Genomic DNA, 17,243 nt, shown 5'->3' with positions numbered 1-17,243 from the left:
GTCACCCTGCGTTGAAGAAATTGTCTGGTTGAAGCATTCAGTTGAGCAGTGTTTATAAGTAACCCCTGCCTTCCATTTCTCACGTGGCAGAGGCCTCATCTTGGCGCGCCATTTCATTTTTTAATGAGACGGTTTCAGCTTTCGATGCGACTCCACGCTCCTTACCATTAATCCCAGCTCAACGCCCCACCCGTCTGATACTCAATCACCCGAGTCTCAAAGAAGTTCTTCTCCTTCTTCAAGTCCATAATCTCGCTCATCCACGGGAACGGGTTCACAGTCCCTGGATACTCTTCCTTCAAGCCAATCTGCGACAACCGACGGTTAGCGATAAACTTGAGGTAATCCTCCATCATCGCCGCATTCATCCCCAACACCCCACGAGGCATGGTGTCGCGCGCGTATTCGATCTCCAGTTGAGTCCCTTGCAGGATCATCTGGGTCGCTTCTTCCTTCAACTCGGCATCCCACAAGTGCGGGTTTTCGATCTTGATCTGGTTGATCACGTCGATACCGAAGTTCAGGTGCATCGACTCGTCACGCAGGATGTACTGGAACTGCTCGGCAACGCCGGTCATCTTGTTGCGGCGGCCCATCGACAGAATCTGGGTGAAGCCGCAGTAGAAGAAGATCCCTTCCAGCACGCAGTAGTAGGCGATCAGGTTGCGCAGCAGTTCTTTGTCGGTATCAACGGTGCCGGTTTCGAACTTCGGATCGGAGATCGCACGGGTGTACTTCAGACCCCAGGCGGCCTTTTTGGCGACCGATGGGATCTCGTGGTACATGTTGAAGATTTCGCCTTCGTCCATGCCCAGCGATTCGATGCAGTACTGGTAGGCGTGGGTGTGGATCGCCTCTTCGAAGGCCTGGCGCAGGATGTACTGGCGGCACTCGGGGTTGGTGATCAGGCGGTACACGGCCAGTACCAGGTTGTTGGCAACCAGGGAGTCGGCGGTGGAGAAGAAGCCCAGGTTGCGCATGACGATGCGGCGTTCGTCGTCGGTCAGGCCGACCGGGTCGCGCCACACGGCGATGTCGGCGGTCATGTTGACCTCTTGCGGCATCCAGTGGTTAGCGCAGCCGTCGAGGTACTTTTGCCAGGCCCAGTCGTACTTGAAGGGGACGAGTTGGTTGAGGTCGGCGCGGCAGTTGATCATGCGTTTTTCGTCGACGGCGACGCGGGCGGAGGCGCCTTCGAGTTCGGCGAGGCCTTCGGCGACGTCGAGTTTGTCGAGGGCGGCCTTGGCCTTGATGATCGCGGCAGAGTCGCTAGCGGTGACGGCGCGGGCTTCCTGGGCGGCTGCACCGCCGGCGCTGTCGAGCTTGTCCATGGCGGCTTCGCTGGCGTGGCCGGCGTTTGCGCCTTTGGCGGGTTCTGCTGCGTCTTCTTTGTCGAATTCGTCCCAGCTCAGCATGAGGTTCTCCTGCTTGAGGGCCATATGGGGGGTGGCCGGTGTTGCTTGAATGTAGGGTGTTTGTTGCGGTGCAGCGTATGTGCGCGCAAGAAACTGGATTCTTTTACTGGGCCTTTGGGGCCTCTTGGGGCGGTGCTCGGGCCTACGGTTGGGTAGGTTTTGAGGGCCTCTTCGCGGGCAAGCCTTGCTCCTACAGGGGCAAGGCGTGGCTCTGCGGATGTTGCGTCAATCCCCGTGCCGGGCACGGGGAAGGGGTGTTACTGGCAAGCCTCGCAATCCGGCTCATCAATCGCGCAGGCTTTCGGCACTGGCGCTGGGCCGGCGGCCTGGATCGGGCTGGTATCGCTACCGCTCGATACGGCGTTGAGCTTGTTGGTGCTGATGGTCGACTTCTCGGTGCTGGTTGCGGCCAGGGCACGGAGGTAGTAGGTGGTTTTCAGGCCACGGTACCAGGCCATGCGGTAGGTCACGTCGAGCTTCTTGCCCGAGGCGCCGGCGATGTAAAGGTTCAGCGACTGGGCCTGGTCGATCCATTTCTGGCGGCGGCTGGCGGCGTCGACGATCCACTTGGTGTCTACTTCGAACGCGGTCGCGTAGAGGTCTTTGAGCTCTTGCGGGATGCGTTCGATCTGTTGCACCGAGCCGTCGTAGTACTTGAGGTCGTTGATCATGACCGAGTCCCACAGGCCGCGGGCCTTGAGGTCGCGGACCAGGTACGGGTTGATCACGGTGAATTCGCCCGACAGGTTCGATTTCACATAGAGGTTCTGGTAGGTCGGTTCGATCGACTGCGATACGCCGGTGATGTTGGCGATGGTGGCGGTCGGTGCGATGGCCATGATGTTGGAGTTACGGATGCCTTTTTGCACACGGGCGCGGACCGGGGCCCAGTCCAGCGACTCGTTGAGGTCGACGTCGATGTACTTCTGGCCGCGTTGCTCGATCAGGATCTGTTGCGAATCCAGCGGCAGGATGCCTTTGGACCACAGCGAACCCTGGAACGTCTCGTAGGCGCCGCGCTCGTCGGCCAGGTCGCAGGAGGCCTGGATGGCGTAGTAGCTGACCGCTTCCATGGACTTGTCGGCGAACTCGACCGCCGCGTCCGAACCGTATGGGATGTGCTGCAGGTACAGGGCGTCCTGGAAGCCCATGATGCCGAGGCCGACAGGGCGGTGCTTGAAGTTGGAGTTCTTCGCCTGCGGCACCGAGTAGTAGTTGATGTCGATCACGTTGTCGAGCATGCGCACGGCGGTGTTGACGGTGCGCTCGAGCTTGGCGGTGTCCAGCTTGCCGTCGACGATGTGGTTCGGCAGGTTGATCGAGCCCAGGTTGCAGACGGCGATTTCATCCTTGTTGGTGTTCAAGGTGATCTCGGTGCACAGGTTGGAGCTGTGGACCACGCCGACGTGCTGCTGCGGCGAGCGCAGGTTGCATGGGTCTTTGAAGGTCAACCATGGGTGGCCGGTTTCGAACAGCATCGACAGCATTTTGCGCCACAGGTCTTTGGCCTGGATGGTCTTGAACACCTTGATCTTGTTGTACTCGGTCAGGGCTTCGTAATACTCGTAGCGCTCTTCGAAGGCCTTGCCGGTCAGGTCGTGCAGATCAGGCACTTCGTTCGGCGAGAACAGGGTCCACTTGCCGTCGTCGAAGACGCGCTTCATGAACAGGTCAGGGATCCAGTTGGCGGTGTTCATGTCGTGGGTACGACGGCGATCGTCACCGGTGTTTTTACGCAGCTCGATGAATTCTTCGATGTCCAGGTGCCAGGTTTCCAGGTAGGCGCAGACGGCACCTTTGCGCTTGCCACCCTGGTTGACGGCGACGGCGGTGTCGTTCACGACCTTGAGGAACGGGACCACGCCCTGGGACTTGCCGTTGGTGCCTTTGATGTACGAACCCAGCGCACGGACTGGCGTCCAGTCGTTGCCCAGGCCGCCGGCGAATTTGGACAGCATGGCGTTGTCGTGGATGGCGCCGTAGATGCCCGACAGGTCGTCCGGGACGGTGGTCAGGTAGCAGCTCGACAGCTGTGGACGCAGGGTGCCGGCGTTGAACAGGGTCGGGGTCGAGGACATGTAGTCGAAGGACGACAACAGGTTGTAGAACTCGATGGCACGGTCTTCTTTTTGCTTCTCTTCGATCGCCAGGCCCATGGCCACGCGCATGAAGAAGATCTGCGGCAGTTCGAAACGCACGCCATCCTTGTGGATGAAGTAGCGGTCGTAGAGGGTCTGCAGGCCCAGGTAGGTGAACTGCTGGTCGCGCTCGTGGTTGATGGCGCGGCCGAGTTTTTCGAGGTCGAAGGTGGCCAGGATCGGGTTGAGCAGTTCGAACTGGATGCCTTTGGCGATGTACGACGGCAGCGCCTTGGCGTACAGATCGACCATTTCGTGGTGGGTGGCGCTCTCGGCCACTTCCAGGAAGCTCAGGCCTTCGGCACGCAGGGTGTCCATCAGCAGGCGGGCGGTGACGAACGAGTAGTTCGGCTCGCGCTCGACCAGGGTCCGGGCGGTCATCACCAGGGCGGTGTTGACGTCCTTGAGGTTGACGCCGTCGTAGAGGTTTTTCAGGGTTTCTTTCTGGATCAGGCTGCCATCGACTTCGGCCAGGCCTTCGCAGGCTTCGGTGATGATGGTGTTCAGGCGGCCCATGTCCAGCGGCGCGAAGCTGCCGTCGGCCTTGGTGATGCGGATGCTTGGGTGGGCTTCGACTGGCGCGTCGCCAGGGGCGCGGGTGGCTCGCTCCTTGGAGCGGTCGTTGCGGTAGATCACGTAGTCGCGGGCGACTTTCTGCTCGCCGGCACGCATCAGAGCCAGTTCGACCTGGTCCTGGATTTCTTCGATGTGGATGGTGCCGCCCGAGGGCATGCGACGCTTGAAGGTGGCGGTGACTTGTTCGGTCAGGCGCGCGACGGTGTCGTGGATGCGCGACGAGGCGGCAGCGGTGCCGCCTTCAACTGCGAGGAACGCTTTGGTGATGGCGACGGTAATCTTGTCGTCGGTGTAGGCGACGACCGTACCGTTACGCTTGATCACGCGCAGTTGGCCTGGGGCGGTGGCGGACAGATTCTGCTCCGAGTCTGTGGCCTGAGGCGCCTTGGCCTGCGGGTTCTCGCGAGTTGTGTCGGTTTGCATAGGGTGGTTTCTCCACGATCTCTAATTTGGTTAGGCACTGCTGTACTGCTGGCGTTGCGTCCTGAATCACAGCACCGACAAACGGGGTGGGCGACTGCAGGGCGGCGCGCGCGTGGGGCCGTAGACTGCGGTAACGCGTACACCCCGGTAGGCCGGGTAAAGCGACTTCGGGACACTGCAGGAATAGGCTTGGCTGGCAAGCCGCTCCCTGGCCGAAGTGGTCTGGCGGCGGGATAGTGCTCCGCTGCCGGCTGCCATGTACCGGGGTACAAAGCAAGGAAATGTCTCTCGAAAAGCTGCTAAAAAAGCGCTGATTGGCGCTTGAGTTTCGGCTTTGAGTTGTGCTTGGTATTTTCGCTAAAACCCAACATGTAGTGTTTTTCGGCGCTGGGGATACAAGATAAAGCGGTATGGGGGGTAATGCAACCAGTCGTGTCTGTGGATAACGTGTGGGTAAAGTGTGTGTGCCGGGTGGGTGAAACGCTGTAGCCCTTGACCTATCTGGTGTAGGACGTTTCGCCAGCTTTGTAGGACGGGGGAAATGCAATCTGCAAAATTTTCCGCTTGCTTTTTCGGCTCCTCGACGCTCGCTGACGATGGGTAGAATAGCCCGCGCATTATTGCAAATCAGGTGCAAATTTCAGACCGTGAGCAGGGTCTGAGTCTTCACATTCGAGTCTGGAGTCAGGTATGGCGTGGCGTAGCGGGCCTTACGCGGGGTTGATCGAGACGTGGCTGGCCGACGATGACCCGCGCTTGGCGGTGTCGTTGCCGGAACTCATGCAGCCAGAGGTGATGGATCAGCTGTTATTGCGCATTTATGGCGCACAGTTGTTGGCCGACGAGCTGCCGGTGCTGGTGTCGCAGTGGTCGCGCTTCTACTTTATGCAGTGGCTGCCGGCGTTGCTGGTGACGCAGTTGGGCTATGGCTGGTTTCTGCCGCTGGAATTGCGCGCGGTGGGGCTGGTGCTGGATGAGCGCGGGCAGCCGACGGCGATGAAGATGCTCGAAGCCGGTGAGCCAGGGGAGAAGGGTGCTTCGCTGGAGCCGTGGATTGCGGTGAACATGCGCCCGTTGGTGGAGTTTCTGGCGAATTACGGTGGGGTCTCGCCGCAGGTGCTGTGGGGCAATGCCGGGGATATTTTCGAGCGGACCGTGCGCAGGCTTGAGGCGTTGGGCATGACCGGGTTGGAGCCGGCGCTGGGGATCCTGCAGACACGCAAGCTGGCGGATGGGCGCGCTAATCCGCTGTATGCGCCGGTCAAGTACGTGGGGGATGGGCGGCGGGTGTTGCGCAGTTGTTGTCTGGCGTATCGGGTGGTGGGGCCATGTGAGGATTGCCCGGTAGGGTAGGTGTCTGTGACGGCCTCTTCGCGGGCAGGCCCTCCCACAGGCATACGGCGCTGGGACTGTTCAAACTGTGGGAGCCGGGCTTGCCCGCGAAGAGGCCAGTCCTGCCAGTCCAAAGATCAGATGTGCACCAAGGTAAGCATGCGCCCCTCGCTAACGTTGAACTGCCCTGTGAACTCCACCCCCGTGTGAAATTCCTCCGACAGATCCGTCAGCAAACGCAGGCGCACCTGACCGGTTGCGGTCCAGTCGAGCACTTCGGCATGTTCGAAGTAGAAGCGTTTCAACACCAGCGGATAAAGCGCCTTGAACAGGCTCTCCTTTATAGAGAACGTCAAGGTGATGAGCTGTGCTCGCTGATCGGCAGGGAGCTGCGCCAGGCGTTGCAGTTCGGCGGGGATGAGGATTTCGCCGGCCAGGCGTTCGGCGCGGTTCGCCTCCAATAATGTCTCGGCATCCAGGCCCACTCCGCGCCAGGCGTTGTTCGGCGCGACGATGGCCGCGGCCCAGCCATCGCTGTGGGTGATTGAGCCGGTGATGTGCGCCGGCCAGATCGGCGCGCGGTCTTCGCCCAGGTGGGGGGCGATGCTCGCGGCTTGCACGCCCAGTTCGGCGTTGACCTGTTGCAGCGCGGTGCGGGCGCACAGGCGGCCCGCCAGGTATTCGGCCTGGCGTTTGGCCACCGAGCGCTGGATCGAGGCCGGGGCGTCGATGGCGCTGACGGTGAAGTCCGTAGGGCTCAGCTCGGTGGGTTTGAAGCGGGTGCTGAAGAGTACGGCACCGGGCATGGCGCCGGGGAACGGCCAATGGCGTGTGGGGGCGGTGCAGCAGGCGGGGAGGGAGGTGTTCATAGGCGGGCATATTGCCGTGGAGTGAGAGGGGATTCCATGGTTTTGTGCGCGTTGTGCTGGCCTCTTCGCCGCCGACAAACGGTTCAGCTGAGGTTCAGTGGGGGTTCAGGGGAGGTTCAGGACCGGCTAGGTATGCTTCATCCCACACACAAAACGCACCACTGGAGATAACTAAAATGGAAAATTTCAGCAAGCTGCTCATCGCTGCCGGCATCCTCGGCATCAGCTCCCTGGCCCAAGCCTCCGATAGCAACTTTGTCGGCCTGAGCTACGGCAAGACCAGCGATAACATCAGCAAATCCAGCGCTCTGAATAGCAATCTGGGTCGCCCTGACGCCGACGCGGTGATCGCTCGCGAAGGCACCTGGGGCATTCGCGCCGGCCAGCAGAACGACGCCGGCCGCTACTATGCGACTTATGACTACACCTCCGGCAGCCACGATGGTATCAAGCTGCGCCAGCAAAACCTGCTGGGCAGCTACGACGTGTTCATGCCGGTAGCCCAGCAGACCAAACTCTTCGGTGGTGTTTCCGGTGGTATCACTCGCCTGACCCAGAAGTCCGCAGGCTTCAGCCGTAATAGCGATACCGGCTATGCTGTCGGCTTCCAGGGCGGTGTGCTGCAACAGGTCGCGCAAAATACTCAGTTGGAGGCAGGCTATCGCTATCTGCGTAGCAACGCGGGCACCGAGATGTCCATCAACGGCAGCAAACAGGGTTCCTTGAGCCTGAAAAGTGCTGGCCAGTTGTATGTGTCGGCCAACTACGGGTTCTAACCCCGCGCCGTCCGTATAGCGAGGGGGCTCGCCCCCGATAGCTGAGTGTCAGGTATATCTTGGGTACTGACACACCGCCATCGGGGGCAAGCCTCCTCGCTACAGGTTTTTTGCAGTATCCGATCCGGAGTGCTTGATGAAACTGCTGGTGGTTGAAGACGAGGCGCTATTGCGCCATCACCTGTTTACTCGCCTGACCGACAGCGGTCACGTGATCGAAGCTGTCGCCAACGCCGAAGAGGCGTTGTATCAGGTCGGCCAGTTCAACCATGACCTGGCCATCATCGACCTGGGCCTGCCGGGGATGGGCGGCCTGGAGCTGATCCGCGAATTGCGCACTCTGGGCAAGAGTTTCCCCATCCTCATCCTCACCGCGCGGGGAAACTGGCAGGACAAGGTCGAAGGCCTGGCTGCCGGTGCCGACGACTACGTGGTCAAGCCGTTCCAGTTCGAAGAACTCGAAGCCCGGCTCAACGCCCTGCTGCGCCGCTCCAGCGGGTTTACCCAGTCGACCATCATCGCCGGGCCCCTGACCCTGGACATCAATCGCAAGCAGGCGCAGCTGGACGCAGAGCCCCTCGCACTGACGGCTTACGAGTACCGCATCCTCGAATACCTCATGCGCCATCACCAGCAGGTGGTGTCCAAGGATCGCCTGATGGAGCAGCTCTATCCGGATGACGACGAGCGTGATCCGAACGTCATCGAGGTGCTGGTCGGGCGCTTGCGGCGCAAGTTGGAGGCAGCCAACGGCTTCAAGCCGATCGACACGGTGCGTGGCCTGGGCTACCTGTTCACCGAGCGCTGCCGATGATTCGATCGTTGCGGGTACGCTTGATTCTGGCGGGCGGGACGTTGTCGCTGTTATTCATGATCGGTTTGTTGCCAGCGTTGCAGAGCGCCTTCAGCCTGGCTCTGCGCGAGGCCATCGAACAGCGCCTGGCCTCGGACGTGACCACGTTGATCTCCGCCGCTCAGGTCGAAGGCAATCAGCTGCGCATGCCCAAGCTGTTGCCCGACGAGGAGTTCAACCTGCCAGACAGCCGCTTGCTCGGCTTTATCTATGACCGCAACAGCAATCTGGTATGGCAGTCACGCGCCACGCACGAGAGCGACATTCATTACACCCCGCGCTATGACGGCCTGGGCACGGTGTTCACCCATATCCATGAAGTCGACGGCGTCGAGTACTTCGTTTATGACGTCGAGGTCAAGCTGCTGGCCGGCAAGGACGCAGCCTACAGTTTCGTCGCGGTGCAGCCGGTCGAGGACTACAAGCGCACCATCCATGGCCTGCGTGAGCGCTTGCTGTTGGGCTTTGGCGCCGCGCTGGTGGTGCTGCTGCTGTTGCTCTGGGGCGGCCTGACCTGGGGCTTTCGTTCGTTGCGGCTATTAAGCGTGGAGTTGAACGAGATCGAATCCGGCGCCCGCGAAAGCCTCAGCGAAGAGCACCCACGGGAATTGCTCCGCCTCACTGGTTCCCTCAACCGGCTGCTCAGCAGCGAGCGCGAGCATCGCCAGCGTTATCGCGACTCCCTGGGCGACCTGGCCCACAGCCTGAAGACGCCGCTTGCGGTTTTGCAGGGCGTCAGTGAAGTGATCGCCCAGCGCCCGCAGGATCTGGAGCAGGCCCGCGTGCTGCAAGCGCAGATCGAGCGCATGAGCCAGCAGATCAGCTATCAACTGCAACGCGCCAGCTTGCGCAAAAGCGGCCTGGTACGTCATCGCGAGGCGTTATGGCCGGTGGTCGACAGCCTGGCCAGCACGCTGGACAAGGTCTACCGCGACAAACGCGTACGGGTGACCATGGAAATCGCCACCGACGCCTTGGTACCGATGGAGCGCAACGCACTGTTGGAGATGCTCGGCAACCTCATGGAGAACGCCTATCGTCTATGCTTGAGTCAGGTACGAGTCAGTTTGCGCGACAGCAGCCAAGGGCTGGATTTGTGCATCGAAGATGATGGCCCAGGGGTCCCCCCCGACCAGCGTGCGCGGATTCTGCAGCGGGGCGAACGCCTCGATCGGCAGAACCCGGGGCAGGGGATTGGTCTGGCAGTGGTCAAGGACATCATCGAGAGCTACGACGCGCAACTCAAGCTGGAGGACTCCAGTTTGGGAGGGGCGGCGTTCAGGGTGCGTTTCAGACCAGTCTGATTGACAAGGTTGGCGGATTTCCGCCTGCCTGCGCCGTCTCAGGCCATCTGATGGCGGATTCTCGCCAGATTTACAGGTTCATCACGGCTCGTTGCCTATTCGCCAGCCCCGTCACCACGCCTTGTGAAGCAAAACCGAGGATGTGGCACGGGGTTTGCGATGAAGCCAGCAGGACTGCCATCGTGCAGCCGCCTAAAACAAATCCCTCCGCTAACAGGAGGGTTCGTGGTGTTGTGTCGTGAGCGTCCGAGGAAGGATGCCGGACGACGCGCTTGAGGAACCTGCTATGACGACTCGTCAGCCGCTCTACAAATCGCTCTATTTCCAGGTGGTCGTCGCGATCATCATCGGTGTCCTGCTCGGCCATTTCTACCCAGATACTGCCAAGGCCATGAAGCCGCTGGGTGATGGCTTCATCAAACTGATCAAAATGGTCATCGCGCCAATCATTTTCTGCACCGTGGTGAGCGGTATCGCCGGTATGCAGAGCATGAAGTCGGTCGGCAAGACCGGCGGTTACGCGCTGCTGTATTTCGAAGTGGTCTCGACCATCGCGCTGATCTTCGGCCTGATCGTGGTCAACGTGGTGCAGCCGGGCGCCGGCATGCACATCGACCCTGCCACCCTTGATGCCTCCAAGGTCGCGACCTATGTCAGTCAGGGTGCGGACCAGAGCGTCGTCGGCTTTATCCTGAACATTATTCCATCGACCATCTTCAGCGCCTTCGCCACCGGTGATGTGCTGCAGGTGCTGATGTTCTCGATCATCTTCGGTTTCGCCCTGCATCGCCTGGGTGCCTACGGCAAGCCGCTGCTGGACCTGATCGATCGCTTCGCTCATGCGATGTTCAACATCATCAACATGATCATGAAGCTCGCGCCGCTGGGTGCCTTCGGTGCCATGGCGTTCACCATTGGTGCTTATGGCGTCAGCTCGCTGGTGCAGTTGGGTCAGTTGATGATCTGCTTCTACATCACCTGCGTGGCTTTCGTGCTGATCGTGCTGGGCGCCATTGCCCGCGCTCATGGTTTCAGCGTGTTGCGCGTGATCCGCTACATCCGTGAAGAACTGCTGATCGTACTGGGTACCTCGTCCTCCGAGTCGGCGCTGCCGCGCATGCTGCTGAAGATGGAACGCCTGGGTGCGAAGAAGTCGGTCGTTGGCCTGGTCATCCCGACCGGTTACTCGTTCAACCTGGACGGTACCGCGATCTACCTGACCATGGCTGCTGTGTTCATCGCGCAGGCGACTGACACCACCATGGACATCACTCATCAGGTCACCCTGCTGCTGGTGCTGTTGCTGTCGTCCAAAGGCGCTGCCGGCGTGACGGGCAGCGGTTTCATCGTGCTGGCAGCGACCCTGTCGGCTGTCGGTCATCTGCCGGTGGCGGGCCTGGCGCTGATCCTGGGTATCGACCGCTTCATGTCCGAAGCCCGCGCGCTGACCAACCTGGTCGGTAACGCTGTCGCCACCCTGGTTGTTGCCAAGTGGGTCGGCGAGCTGGACGAGAAAGTCATGCACGAAGAGCTGGCCTCGGGCGGTTCGCCGCTGCTCGAAACCCGCGTCGAAGACGACCTGGGTGTGGCTGAAGGTCAACCGGTGATCACTGAGCACCGCTAAGCGTTAGCCGCAATAGCAAAAAGCCCATCTTCGGATGGGCTTTTTTCGTTGTGGGGCGGTTTCCCCTTCGCCGCCGAACGAGCACGCTCCACATCGATAGCGTACCCACTGAGGGAGCAGGCTTTGCCCGCGAAGAGGCGGGCTATTCGACGCGCGTCTCGCCAGTGAACACCAGCATGTTGCGGCAACGCCGGCACAGGTAGCGCCGCCCTTGGCGCACCAGGCCATGGCGTTGCGCCGAGAAAGGGAAATCGCTGTCAACGCAAGGACAGCGATAGATATAACGGGTCACCCGCCGGCGCTTGACCTCATAATTGTGGCAGCGATGGGGCGGCAATTCGTACACGCCGCGCATGATCAGCTGCCACTCTTCGCCATGGGGCTGAATGCTGTCGCCGAAAATCTGATGGGCGACCAGGTGCGCGACTTCGTGGGGGACGGTCTGTTTGAGGAAGTCTTCGGTGTTTTCACTCATCAACTGCGGATTGAAGCGCAGCATGTTTTCGTGAAGGTGAGCGACGCCTGCCTTCTGACCGCGCAGCTTGAGGCTGACCACGGGGCGTTTGAATGAGCGCTTGAAGAAGGATTCGGCTTGTTGAAAACAGGATTCGACGCGGGTATCGAGCAGTTCGGACATTCGTGAGGACACTCCAGATGGGGCGATTATGCCCCAAGCCAGAGTCGTTGCCGAGCCGCTCGTCGTCTGGTTTTCGATCCTGATGGATGGGGTGCGTGTCCGCCCACGAAGAAGCCGGTCATCTCACCTCGTCACTCAAGGGCATACACCGGCCCCACACCCAGCCCCCAGATGATCACGCTCAGAGCGATGATCGCCACCAGCACGATCAACCCCACCGCCAGCACTGAGCTGGAGAACAGAAACCCCTCGTCCTCGTTCAGCCCCATGAAGGTCGGCAGCCCGACATACAGCAAGTACACGGTGTAGGCCACAGCGGCGAGCCCTGCCAGCATGCCCAGCCATAAATGCGGATAGAGCGCCGCCACACCGCCGATGAACAGCGGCGTCGCGGTGTGGGTAGCAAAGGCAACGCTGCGGGCCATGGTAGGCATCTTGTCGTAGGTGCGGGCCATCCAGTGGATGAAAGTACCCATCACCGCGACGCCACCGAGCATCGCCGCGTAGGACATCAACGCCATCCAGGCCGCCGCATGCTGAGTGAGCACGACTGGCGCGCGGTTACCGATTACCCAGCCCACTTGAGTAGTACCGATAAAGGCAGCAACAGCAGGGATGGCCGCCAATAACAACGTGTGAGTGAGGTACAGATGGCGGATCGACTCGTCTTCGCTGCGAATCTGCCGCCATTCCTGGTCGGGGTGGGTGAACAGCCCGACAACGTGGTGCATCATTGCCGATCCTCCGTGTGCGGTCTTGCGACCTGTCCTTGCAGTGTAGATCACTCTTCGCAGGCGCTCACGAACAGACAGGACGCCTGCACCGCGCCCGCATTTATGCGTAAAATAGCCGCCTTTTCGTCATACCTCGCGGATCTGCTAGCGCTATGGGCACCCTTTCGGTCAGTCAGAACAAATTGCAAAAACGTCTTCGCCGGCTGGCCGGTGAGGCCGTCGCCGACTTCAACATGATCGAAGACGGCGACAAGGTCATGGTCTGCCTGTCCGGCGGCAAAGACAGCTACACCATGCTCGACGTGCTCATGCACCTGAAGAAGGTGGCGCCGATCAAGTTCGATATCGTCGCGGTCAACATGGACCAGAAGCAGCCCGGCTTCCCCGAGCACGTGTTGCCGGCCTACCTCAAGGAGCTGGGTGTCGAGTATCACATCGTCGAGAAGGACACCTACTCGGTGGTCAAGGAGTTGATCCCGGAGGGCAAGACCACCTGCTCGCTGTGCTCACGCCTGCGCCGCGGCACGCTGTACACCTTCGCCGACGAGATCGGCGCGACCAAGATGGCCTTGGGGCATCACCGCGACGACATCGTCGAGACGTTCTTCCTCAACATGTTCTTCAACGGCAGCATCAAGGCCATGCCGCCCAAGCTGCGCGCCGACGATGGTCGCAACGTCGTGATCCGTCCGCTGGCCTATTGCATCGAGAAGGACATCCAGGCGTATTCGGACTTCAAGCAATTCCCGATCATCCCCTGCAACCTCTGCGGCTCACAGGAAAACCTGCAGCGTCAGGTGGTCAAGGAGATGCTGCAGGACTGGGAACGCAAGACGCCAGGACGTGTAGACAGTATTTTCCGCGGCCTGCAGAACGTGGTGCCATCGCAACTGGCGGACCGCAATCTGTTCGACTTCACCAACCTGAAGATTGACGAGACGGCGGCCTCGCGGTTTGTGAACGTGGTGAATTTGTAGGTGATCCTGCGGGCCTCTTCGCGACCCGTCTTTGCGCTCACAGGTGTACGCCCGTGGGCGCAAGGCTTGCTCGCGAAGAGGCCATCCGCTACGCCAAAAAGCCCTATCGCTGCTGCTCGATAAATGCCACCACCCGCTTGCCCAGGGCATCCGCCAGCGGCAAGTCAGGGTTGCGGTACGAAGCCACCTGGGCCTTCATGTCCATCGGCACGATGCGCAGCACGTGGTTCATCCCGCCGATCAGCGCCATTTCGGCCTTGGGCTGGGCGGCGTGCAGTGCTTCGGCATCCTTGACACCCACCTGAATATCGTTGCGTCCCTGCACGATCAGCACCGGCATGCGCAAGGCGGCGTAGGCTTTGGCCGGGTCCTGGCGGAACAGGCTGATCAGGTATGGCTGCACGCTGGGGCGGAACACCACCTGCAGCGGTTTGGGCACATCGGTGTCCAGATGCCCGGCCTTGAGGCTGGCGATGATCTGCTCGCTACGCGGCAACAAGCTCGGCGCCACGCGCGCCTGCAATTGCTCGCGCAGTACCTGATCCACCGGCCGGCCGCTGCCCGCCACCGAGATCATCGCCTTCGCGCCCGCCTCGGGAGCGGCCAGGCCACCGACCAACGAGCCTTCGCTGTGGCCGAGGATAATCAGCGTGCTGAAGCGCGGATCCTGCTTGAGCTGCTTGCCCCAGGCCACCGCATCGGCCACATAGGACTCGACATTGAGCATGCGTTCATCGGGCGCCAGCGGCAGCCCTGAGGCCACGCCGCGTTTGTCGTAGCGCACGCTGGCGATATTGTTGGCCGCCAGCAACAGCGCCAGCCGGCGCAAGTAATCGTTATGGCCGCCGTCGGGGTTGTTGCCGTCGCGGTCGGTCGGCCCGGAACCTGGAATGATCAGCACCACTGGCACTGGCTGCCTGGATTGCGGGAGCAACAGGCTGCCGTGCAACTGACCGCCTGGGACGTCAAGGTCGATGGGCCGCTGCAAGACGACGGGGCTGGCGGCTTGCGCCAGTGAACTGCAGAACACCACAAGCAGGGCCAGGGCCCGAAACATCGGAAATTGCCGTAACATCATCAAGCCAGTATCGGTAAAGGTTCCGGTTGGACTCTACCCCGCTCGCAACGTTCGCGTGATGAAACCTCTTGTCACCAAAACCCGTTGTTGCTCGATGCCCACCCTGCGGGGGCGTGCGCCGTCAGGCCAGCCTGCGTATACTGGCGCATCGTTTCTCAGGTTGATTCGCGGAGCCTTACGCATGTCCGGCAATACCTTCGGCAAGCTGTTCACTGTCACCACCGCCGGCGAGAGCCATGGCCCGGCCCTGGTCGCCATTGTCGACGGTTGCCCACCGGGCCTCGAACTGTCGCTGGACGACCTGCAGCGCGACCTCGATCGCCGCAAGCCAGGCACCAGCCGCCACACCACCCAGCGCCAGGAAGCCGACGAAGTCGAAATCCTCTCTGGCGTATTCGAGGGCCGCACCACGGGCACCTCCATCGGCCTGCTGATCCGCAACACCGATCAGAAGTCCAAGGACTACTCGGCCATCAAGGACCTGTTCCGCCCAGCCCACGCCGATTACACCTATCACCACAAGTACGGGGTGCGCGATTACCGTGGCGGCGGCCGCAGCTCGGCGCGCGAGACCGCCATGCGTGTCGCGGCCGGTGCCATCGCGAAAAAATACCTGGCCGGTCTGGGGATTCGGGTGCGCGGCTACATGAGCCAGCTGGGCCCGATCGAAATTCCCTTCAAGACCTGGGATTCGGTCGAGCAGAATGCGTTTTTCTGCCCCGATCCGGACAAGGTCCCGGCGCTGGAGGCCTATATGGACCAACTGCGCCGCGACCAGGATTCCGTGGGAGCGAAGATCACCGTCGTGGCCGATGGCGTGATGCCGGGCCTGGGCGAGCCGATTTTTGATCGTCTGGACGCTGACCTGGCGCACGCGCTGATGAGTATCAACGCGGTCAAAGGGGTAGAGATCGGTGCCGGCTTCGACAGCATCGCCCAGCGTGGCACCGAGCACCGCGACGAGCTGACCCCGCAGGGCTTTCTGAGCAACAATGCCGGCGGCATCCTCGGCGGGATTTCGTCGGGTCAGCCGATCATTGCGCACCTGGCGCTCAAGCCGACCTCGAGCATCACGACCTCGGGGCAGTCGATCGACGTCAATGGCGCCGCCGTGGACATGATCACCAAAGGCCGCCATGACCCGTGCGTCGGCATCCGTGCCACGCCCATTGCCGAGGCCATGATGGCCATCGTGCTGCTCGATCATCTGCTGCGCCACCGCGGCCAAAACGCCGATGTGCGGGTGACCACGCCAGTGCTCGGTCAGTCGTGAGGGCGGCGTGACCGCCCAGGCGCCAATTCCGTACTGGCGCCTGTCGACCTTCTATCTGTTCTACTTCGCTTTGCTTGGCGCCACTGCGCCGTTCCTGGCGCAGTACTTCGATCATCTGGGTTTCAGCAGCGCGCGCATCGGCGAGCTGGTGGCCATCCCCATGCTGACCCGCTGCGTAGCGCCCAACCTGTGGGGCTGGTTGGCAGATCGCACCGGCCGACGCTTGACCATCGTACGCTTTGGCGCCATGTGCGCGCTGCTCAGCTTCAGCCTGATCTTTTTCGACAAGAGTTACGCCGCGCTGGCGCTGGTCATGGCCATGCATGCGTTCTTCTGGCACGCCGTGCTGCCGCAATTCGAAACCATCGTCCTGGCCCATTTGCGCAGCGAGCCACAGCGTTACAGCCAGATCCGCCTGTGGGGCTCGATCGGGTTCATCCTCACGGTTGTGTTGTTCGGACGTCTGTTCGGCTGGTTCGGCCTCGACATTTATCCCTATGCGGTAGTGGTGATCCTTTCAGGCATTCTGCTGGCCAGCTTCTGGATACCCGTGGCCCAGCCCATCAGTGCGGGCAAATCGCTGCTGGCTGGCGGCTTCGTCGCGCAATTGCGCCAGCCAGGGGTCATGGCTTTTTACACTTGCGTCGGGCTGATGCAACTGAGCCATGGGCCTTACTACACCTTTCTTACCTTGCACCTGGCTTCGCTCGGCTACAGCAGTGCGCTCATCGGTGTGCTCTGGGCCGTGGGCGTGGTGGCCGAAGTGCTGATGTTCATGCTCATGAGCCGGATATTGGCGCGGTACTCGGTGCGCCGGGTGTTGGCGGTCAGCTTCGCCCTGGCGGCATTGCGCTGGTGCTTGCTGGGCAGTTTTGCCGATCATCTGTGGATATTGCTGATTGCTCAGGTGATGCACGCCGCTACGTTCGGCAGCTTTCATGCAGCGGCCATTCACTTCGTGCAAAGTAGCTTTGCTGCACGACAGCAAGGGCAAGGCCAGGCGCTGTACGCGGCGCTGTCCGGCATCGGCGGTGCGTTGGGCGCGCTGTACGCGGGCTATACCTGGAACAGCCTGGGGCCAGCCGTCACTTTTGCGATTGCCAGCGCGGCGGCGTTGGCAGCTACCCTGTTGATACTGATCACCCTGAAAGAGGAACACGCCTGAACCCCAGGCGTCCAACTTCAGGTTTTTCCATATTGAACAAATTGTGCTGAACGCGCGATCACCCACTGA

General features: G+C 61.2%; 14 protein-coding genes. 8 read left to right on the top strand and 6 right to left on the bottom strand.

Annotation, left to right across the window (positions count from 1 at the left end; genetic code table 11):
- Positions 1-167: 167 nt before the first annotated feature.
- Complete coding sequence (locus REH34_RS07485; RefSeq protein WP_226505182.1) at positions 168-1,415, bottom strand: ribonucleotide-diphosphate reductase subunit beta; 1,248 nt, start codon at positions 1,413-1,415, stop codon at positions 168-170.
- A 257-nt stretch (positions 1,416-1,672) separates the two neighbouring features.
- Positions 1,673-4,552 (bottom strand): ribonucleoside-diphosphate reductase subunit alpha, encoded by a 2,880-nt coding sequence (locus REH34_RS07480; protein ID WP_226505183.1) that lies wholly within the window; start codon positions 4,550-4,552, stop codon positions 1,673-1,675.
- Between the two features lie 690 nt (positions 4,553-5,242).
- On the opposite strand from REH34_RS07480, the gene fhuF reads away from it, so the two are divergent.
- Complete coding sequence (gene fhuF / locus REH34_RS07475; protein WP_311971261.1) at positions 5,243-5,905, top strand: siderophore-iron reductase FhuF; 663 nt, start codon at positions 5,243-5,245, stop codon at positions 5,903-5,905.
- A gap of 116 nt (positions 5,906-6,021) precedes the next feature.
- On the opposite strand, the gene REH34_RS07470 is transcribed toward fhuF, so the two are convergent.
- The gene (locus REH34_RS07470) at positions 6,022-6,753 is read right to left on the bottom strand and encodes a 4'-phosphopantetheinyl transferase superfamily protein (protein ID WP_311971260.1); all 732 of its coding nucleotides are present in this window, start codon (positions 6,751-6,753) and stop codon (positions 6,022-6,024) included.
- A gap of 176 nt (positions 6,754-6,929) precedes the next feature.
- Between REH34_RS07470 and REH34_RS07465 the strand changes: the two genes are divergently transcribed.
- The 4 genes from REH34_RS07465 to REH34_RS07450 all read left to right on the top strand — a co-directional run bounded on the left by REH34_RS07465 (position 6,930) and on the right by REH34_RS07450 (position 11,310).
- Positions 6,930-7,529 (top strand): hypothetical protein, encoded by a 600-nt coding sequence (locus tag REH34_RS07465; RefSeq protein ID WP_311971259.1) that lies wholly within the window; start codon positions 6,930-6,932, stop codon positions 7,527-7,529.
- Between the two features lie 136 nt (positions 7,530-7,665).
- The gene (locus REH34_RS07460) at positions 7,666-8,343 is read left to right on the top strand and encodes a response regulator (RefSeq protein ID WP_311971258.1); all 678 of its coding nucleotides are present in this window, start codon (positions 7,666-7,668) and stop codon (positions 8,341-8,343) included.
- On the top strand, positions 8,340-9,686 hold the full coding sequence (locus REH34_RS07455) for an ATP-binding protein (protein ID WP_226505188.1): 1,347 nt from the start codon (positions 8,340-8,342) through the stop codon (positions 9,684-9,686). The genes REH34_RS07460 and REH34_RS07455 overlap by 4 nt, the downstream gene beginning before the upstream one ends.
- Positions 9,687-9,972: 286 nt before the next feature.
- Complete coding sequence (locus REH34_RS07450) at positions 9,973-11,310, top strand: dicarboxylate/amino acid:cation symporter (protein ID WP_311971257.1); 1,338 nt, start codon at positions 9,973-9,975, stop codon at positions 11,308-11,310.
- A 142-nt stretch (positions 11,311-11,452) separates the two neighbouring features.
- Here REH34_RS07450 and REH34_RS07445 read toward each other — a convergent pair whose 3' ends face one another.
- Together REH34_RS07445 and REH34_RS07440 are read right to left on the bottom strand one after the other, a co-directional pair.
- Positions 11,453-11,947, bottom strand: coding sequence for a SprT family zinc-dependent metalloprotease (locus REH34_RS07445; protein WP_226505190.1), 495 nt, complete (start codon positions 11,945-11,947; stop codon positions 11,453-11,455).
- 131 nt (positions 11,948-12,078) lie between these two features.
- Complete coding sequence (locus REH34_RS07440; RefSeq protein ID WP_311971256.1) at positions 12,079-12,681, bottom strand: Yip1 family protein; 603 nt, start codon at positions 12,679-12,681, stop codon at positions 12,079-12,081.
- A 152-nt stretch (positions 12,682-12,833) separates the two neighbouring features.
- On the opposite strand from REH34_RS07440, the gene ttcA reads away from it, so the two are divergent.
- Positions 12,834-13,658, top strand: coding sequence for a tRNA 2-thiocytidine(32) synthetase TtcA (ttcA, locus tag REH34_RS07435; protein WP_226505192.1), 825 nt, complete (start codon positions 12,834-12,836; stop codon positions 13,656-13,658).
- Positions 13,659-13,761: 103 nt separating this feature from the next.
- Here ttcA and REH34_RS07430 read toward each other — a convergent pair whose 3' ends face one another.
- Entirely contained in the window at positions 13,762-14,715 is a 954-nt protein-coding gene (locus tag REH34_RS07430) for an alpha/beta fold hydrolase (protein ID WP_311971255.1), read from the bottom strand.
- A gap of 202 nt (positions 14,716-14,917) precedes the next feature.
- Here REH34_RS07430 and aroC point away from each other — a divergent pair, with 202 nt between their 5' ends.
- Together aroC and REH34_RS07420 are read left to right on the top strand one after the other, a co-directional pair.
- Positions 14,918-16,009 carry a chorismate synthase gene (gene aroC / locus REH34_RS07425; protein ID WP_226505194.1) on the top strand — a complete coding sequence of 364 codons (1,092 nt, stop codon included), beginning with the start codon at positions 14,918-14,920 and terminating at the stop codon, positions 16,007-16,009.
- A gap of 7 nt (positions 16,010-16,016) precedes the next feature.
- Positions 16,017-17,174, top strand: coding sequence for an MFS transporter (locus REH34_RS07420; RefSeq protein WP_311971254.1), 1,158 nt, complete (start codon positions 16,017-16,019; stop codon positions 17,172-17,174).
- Positions 17,175-17,243: the final 69 nt, after the last annotated feature.

Source organism: Pseudomonas baltica, assembly GCF_031880315.1.
Classification (GTDB): domain Bacteria; phylum Pseudomonadota; class Gammaproteobacteria; order Pseudomonadales; family Pseudomonadaceae; genus Aquipseudomonas.
Note: the sequence above shows the minus strand (reverse complement) of the source record. Positions and strands in the feature narration are given on the sequence as shown.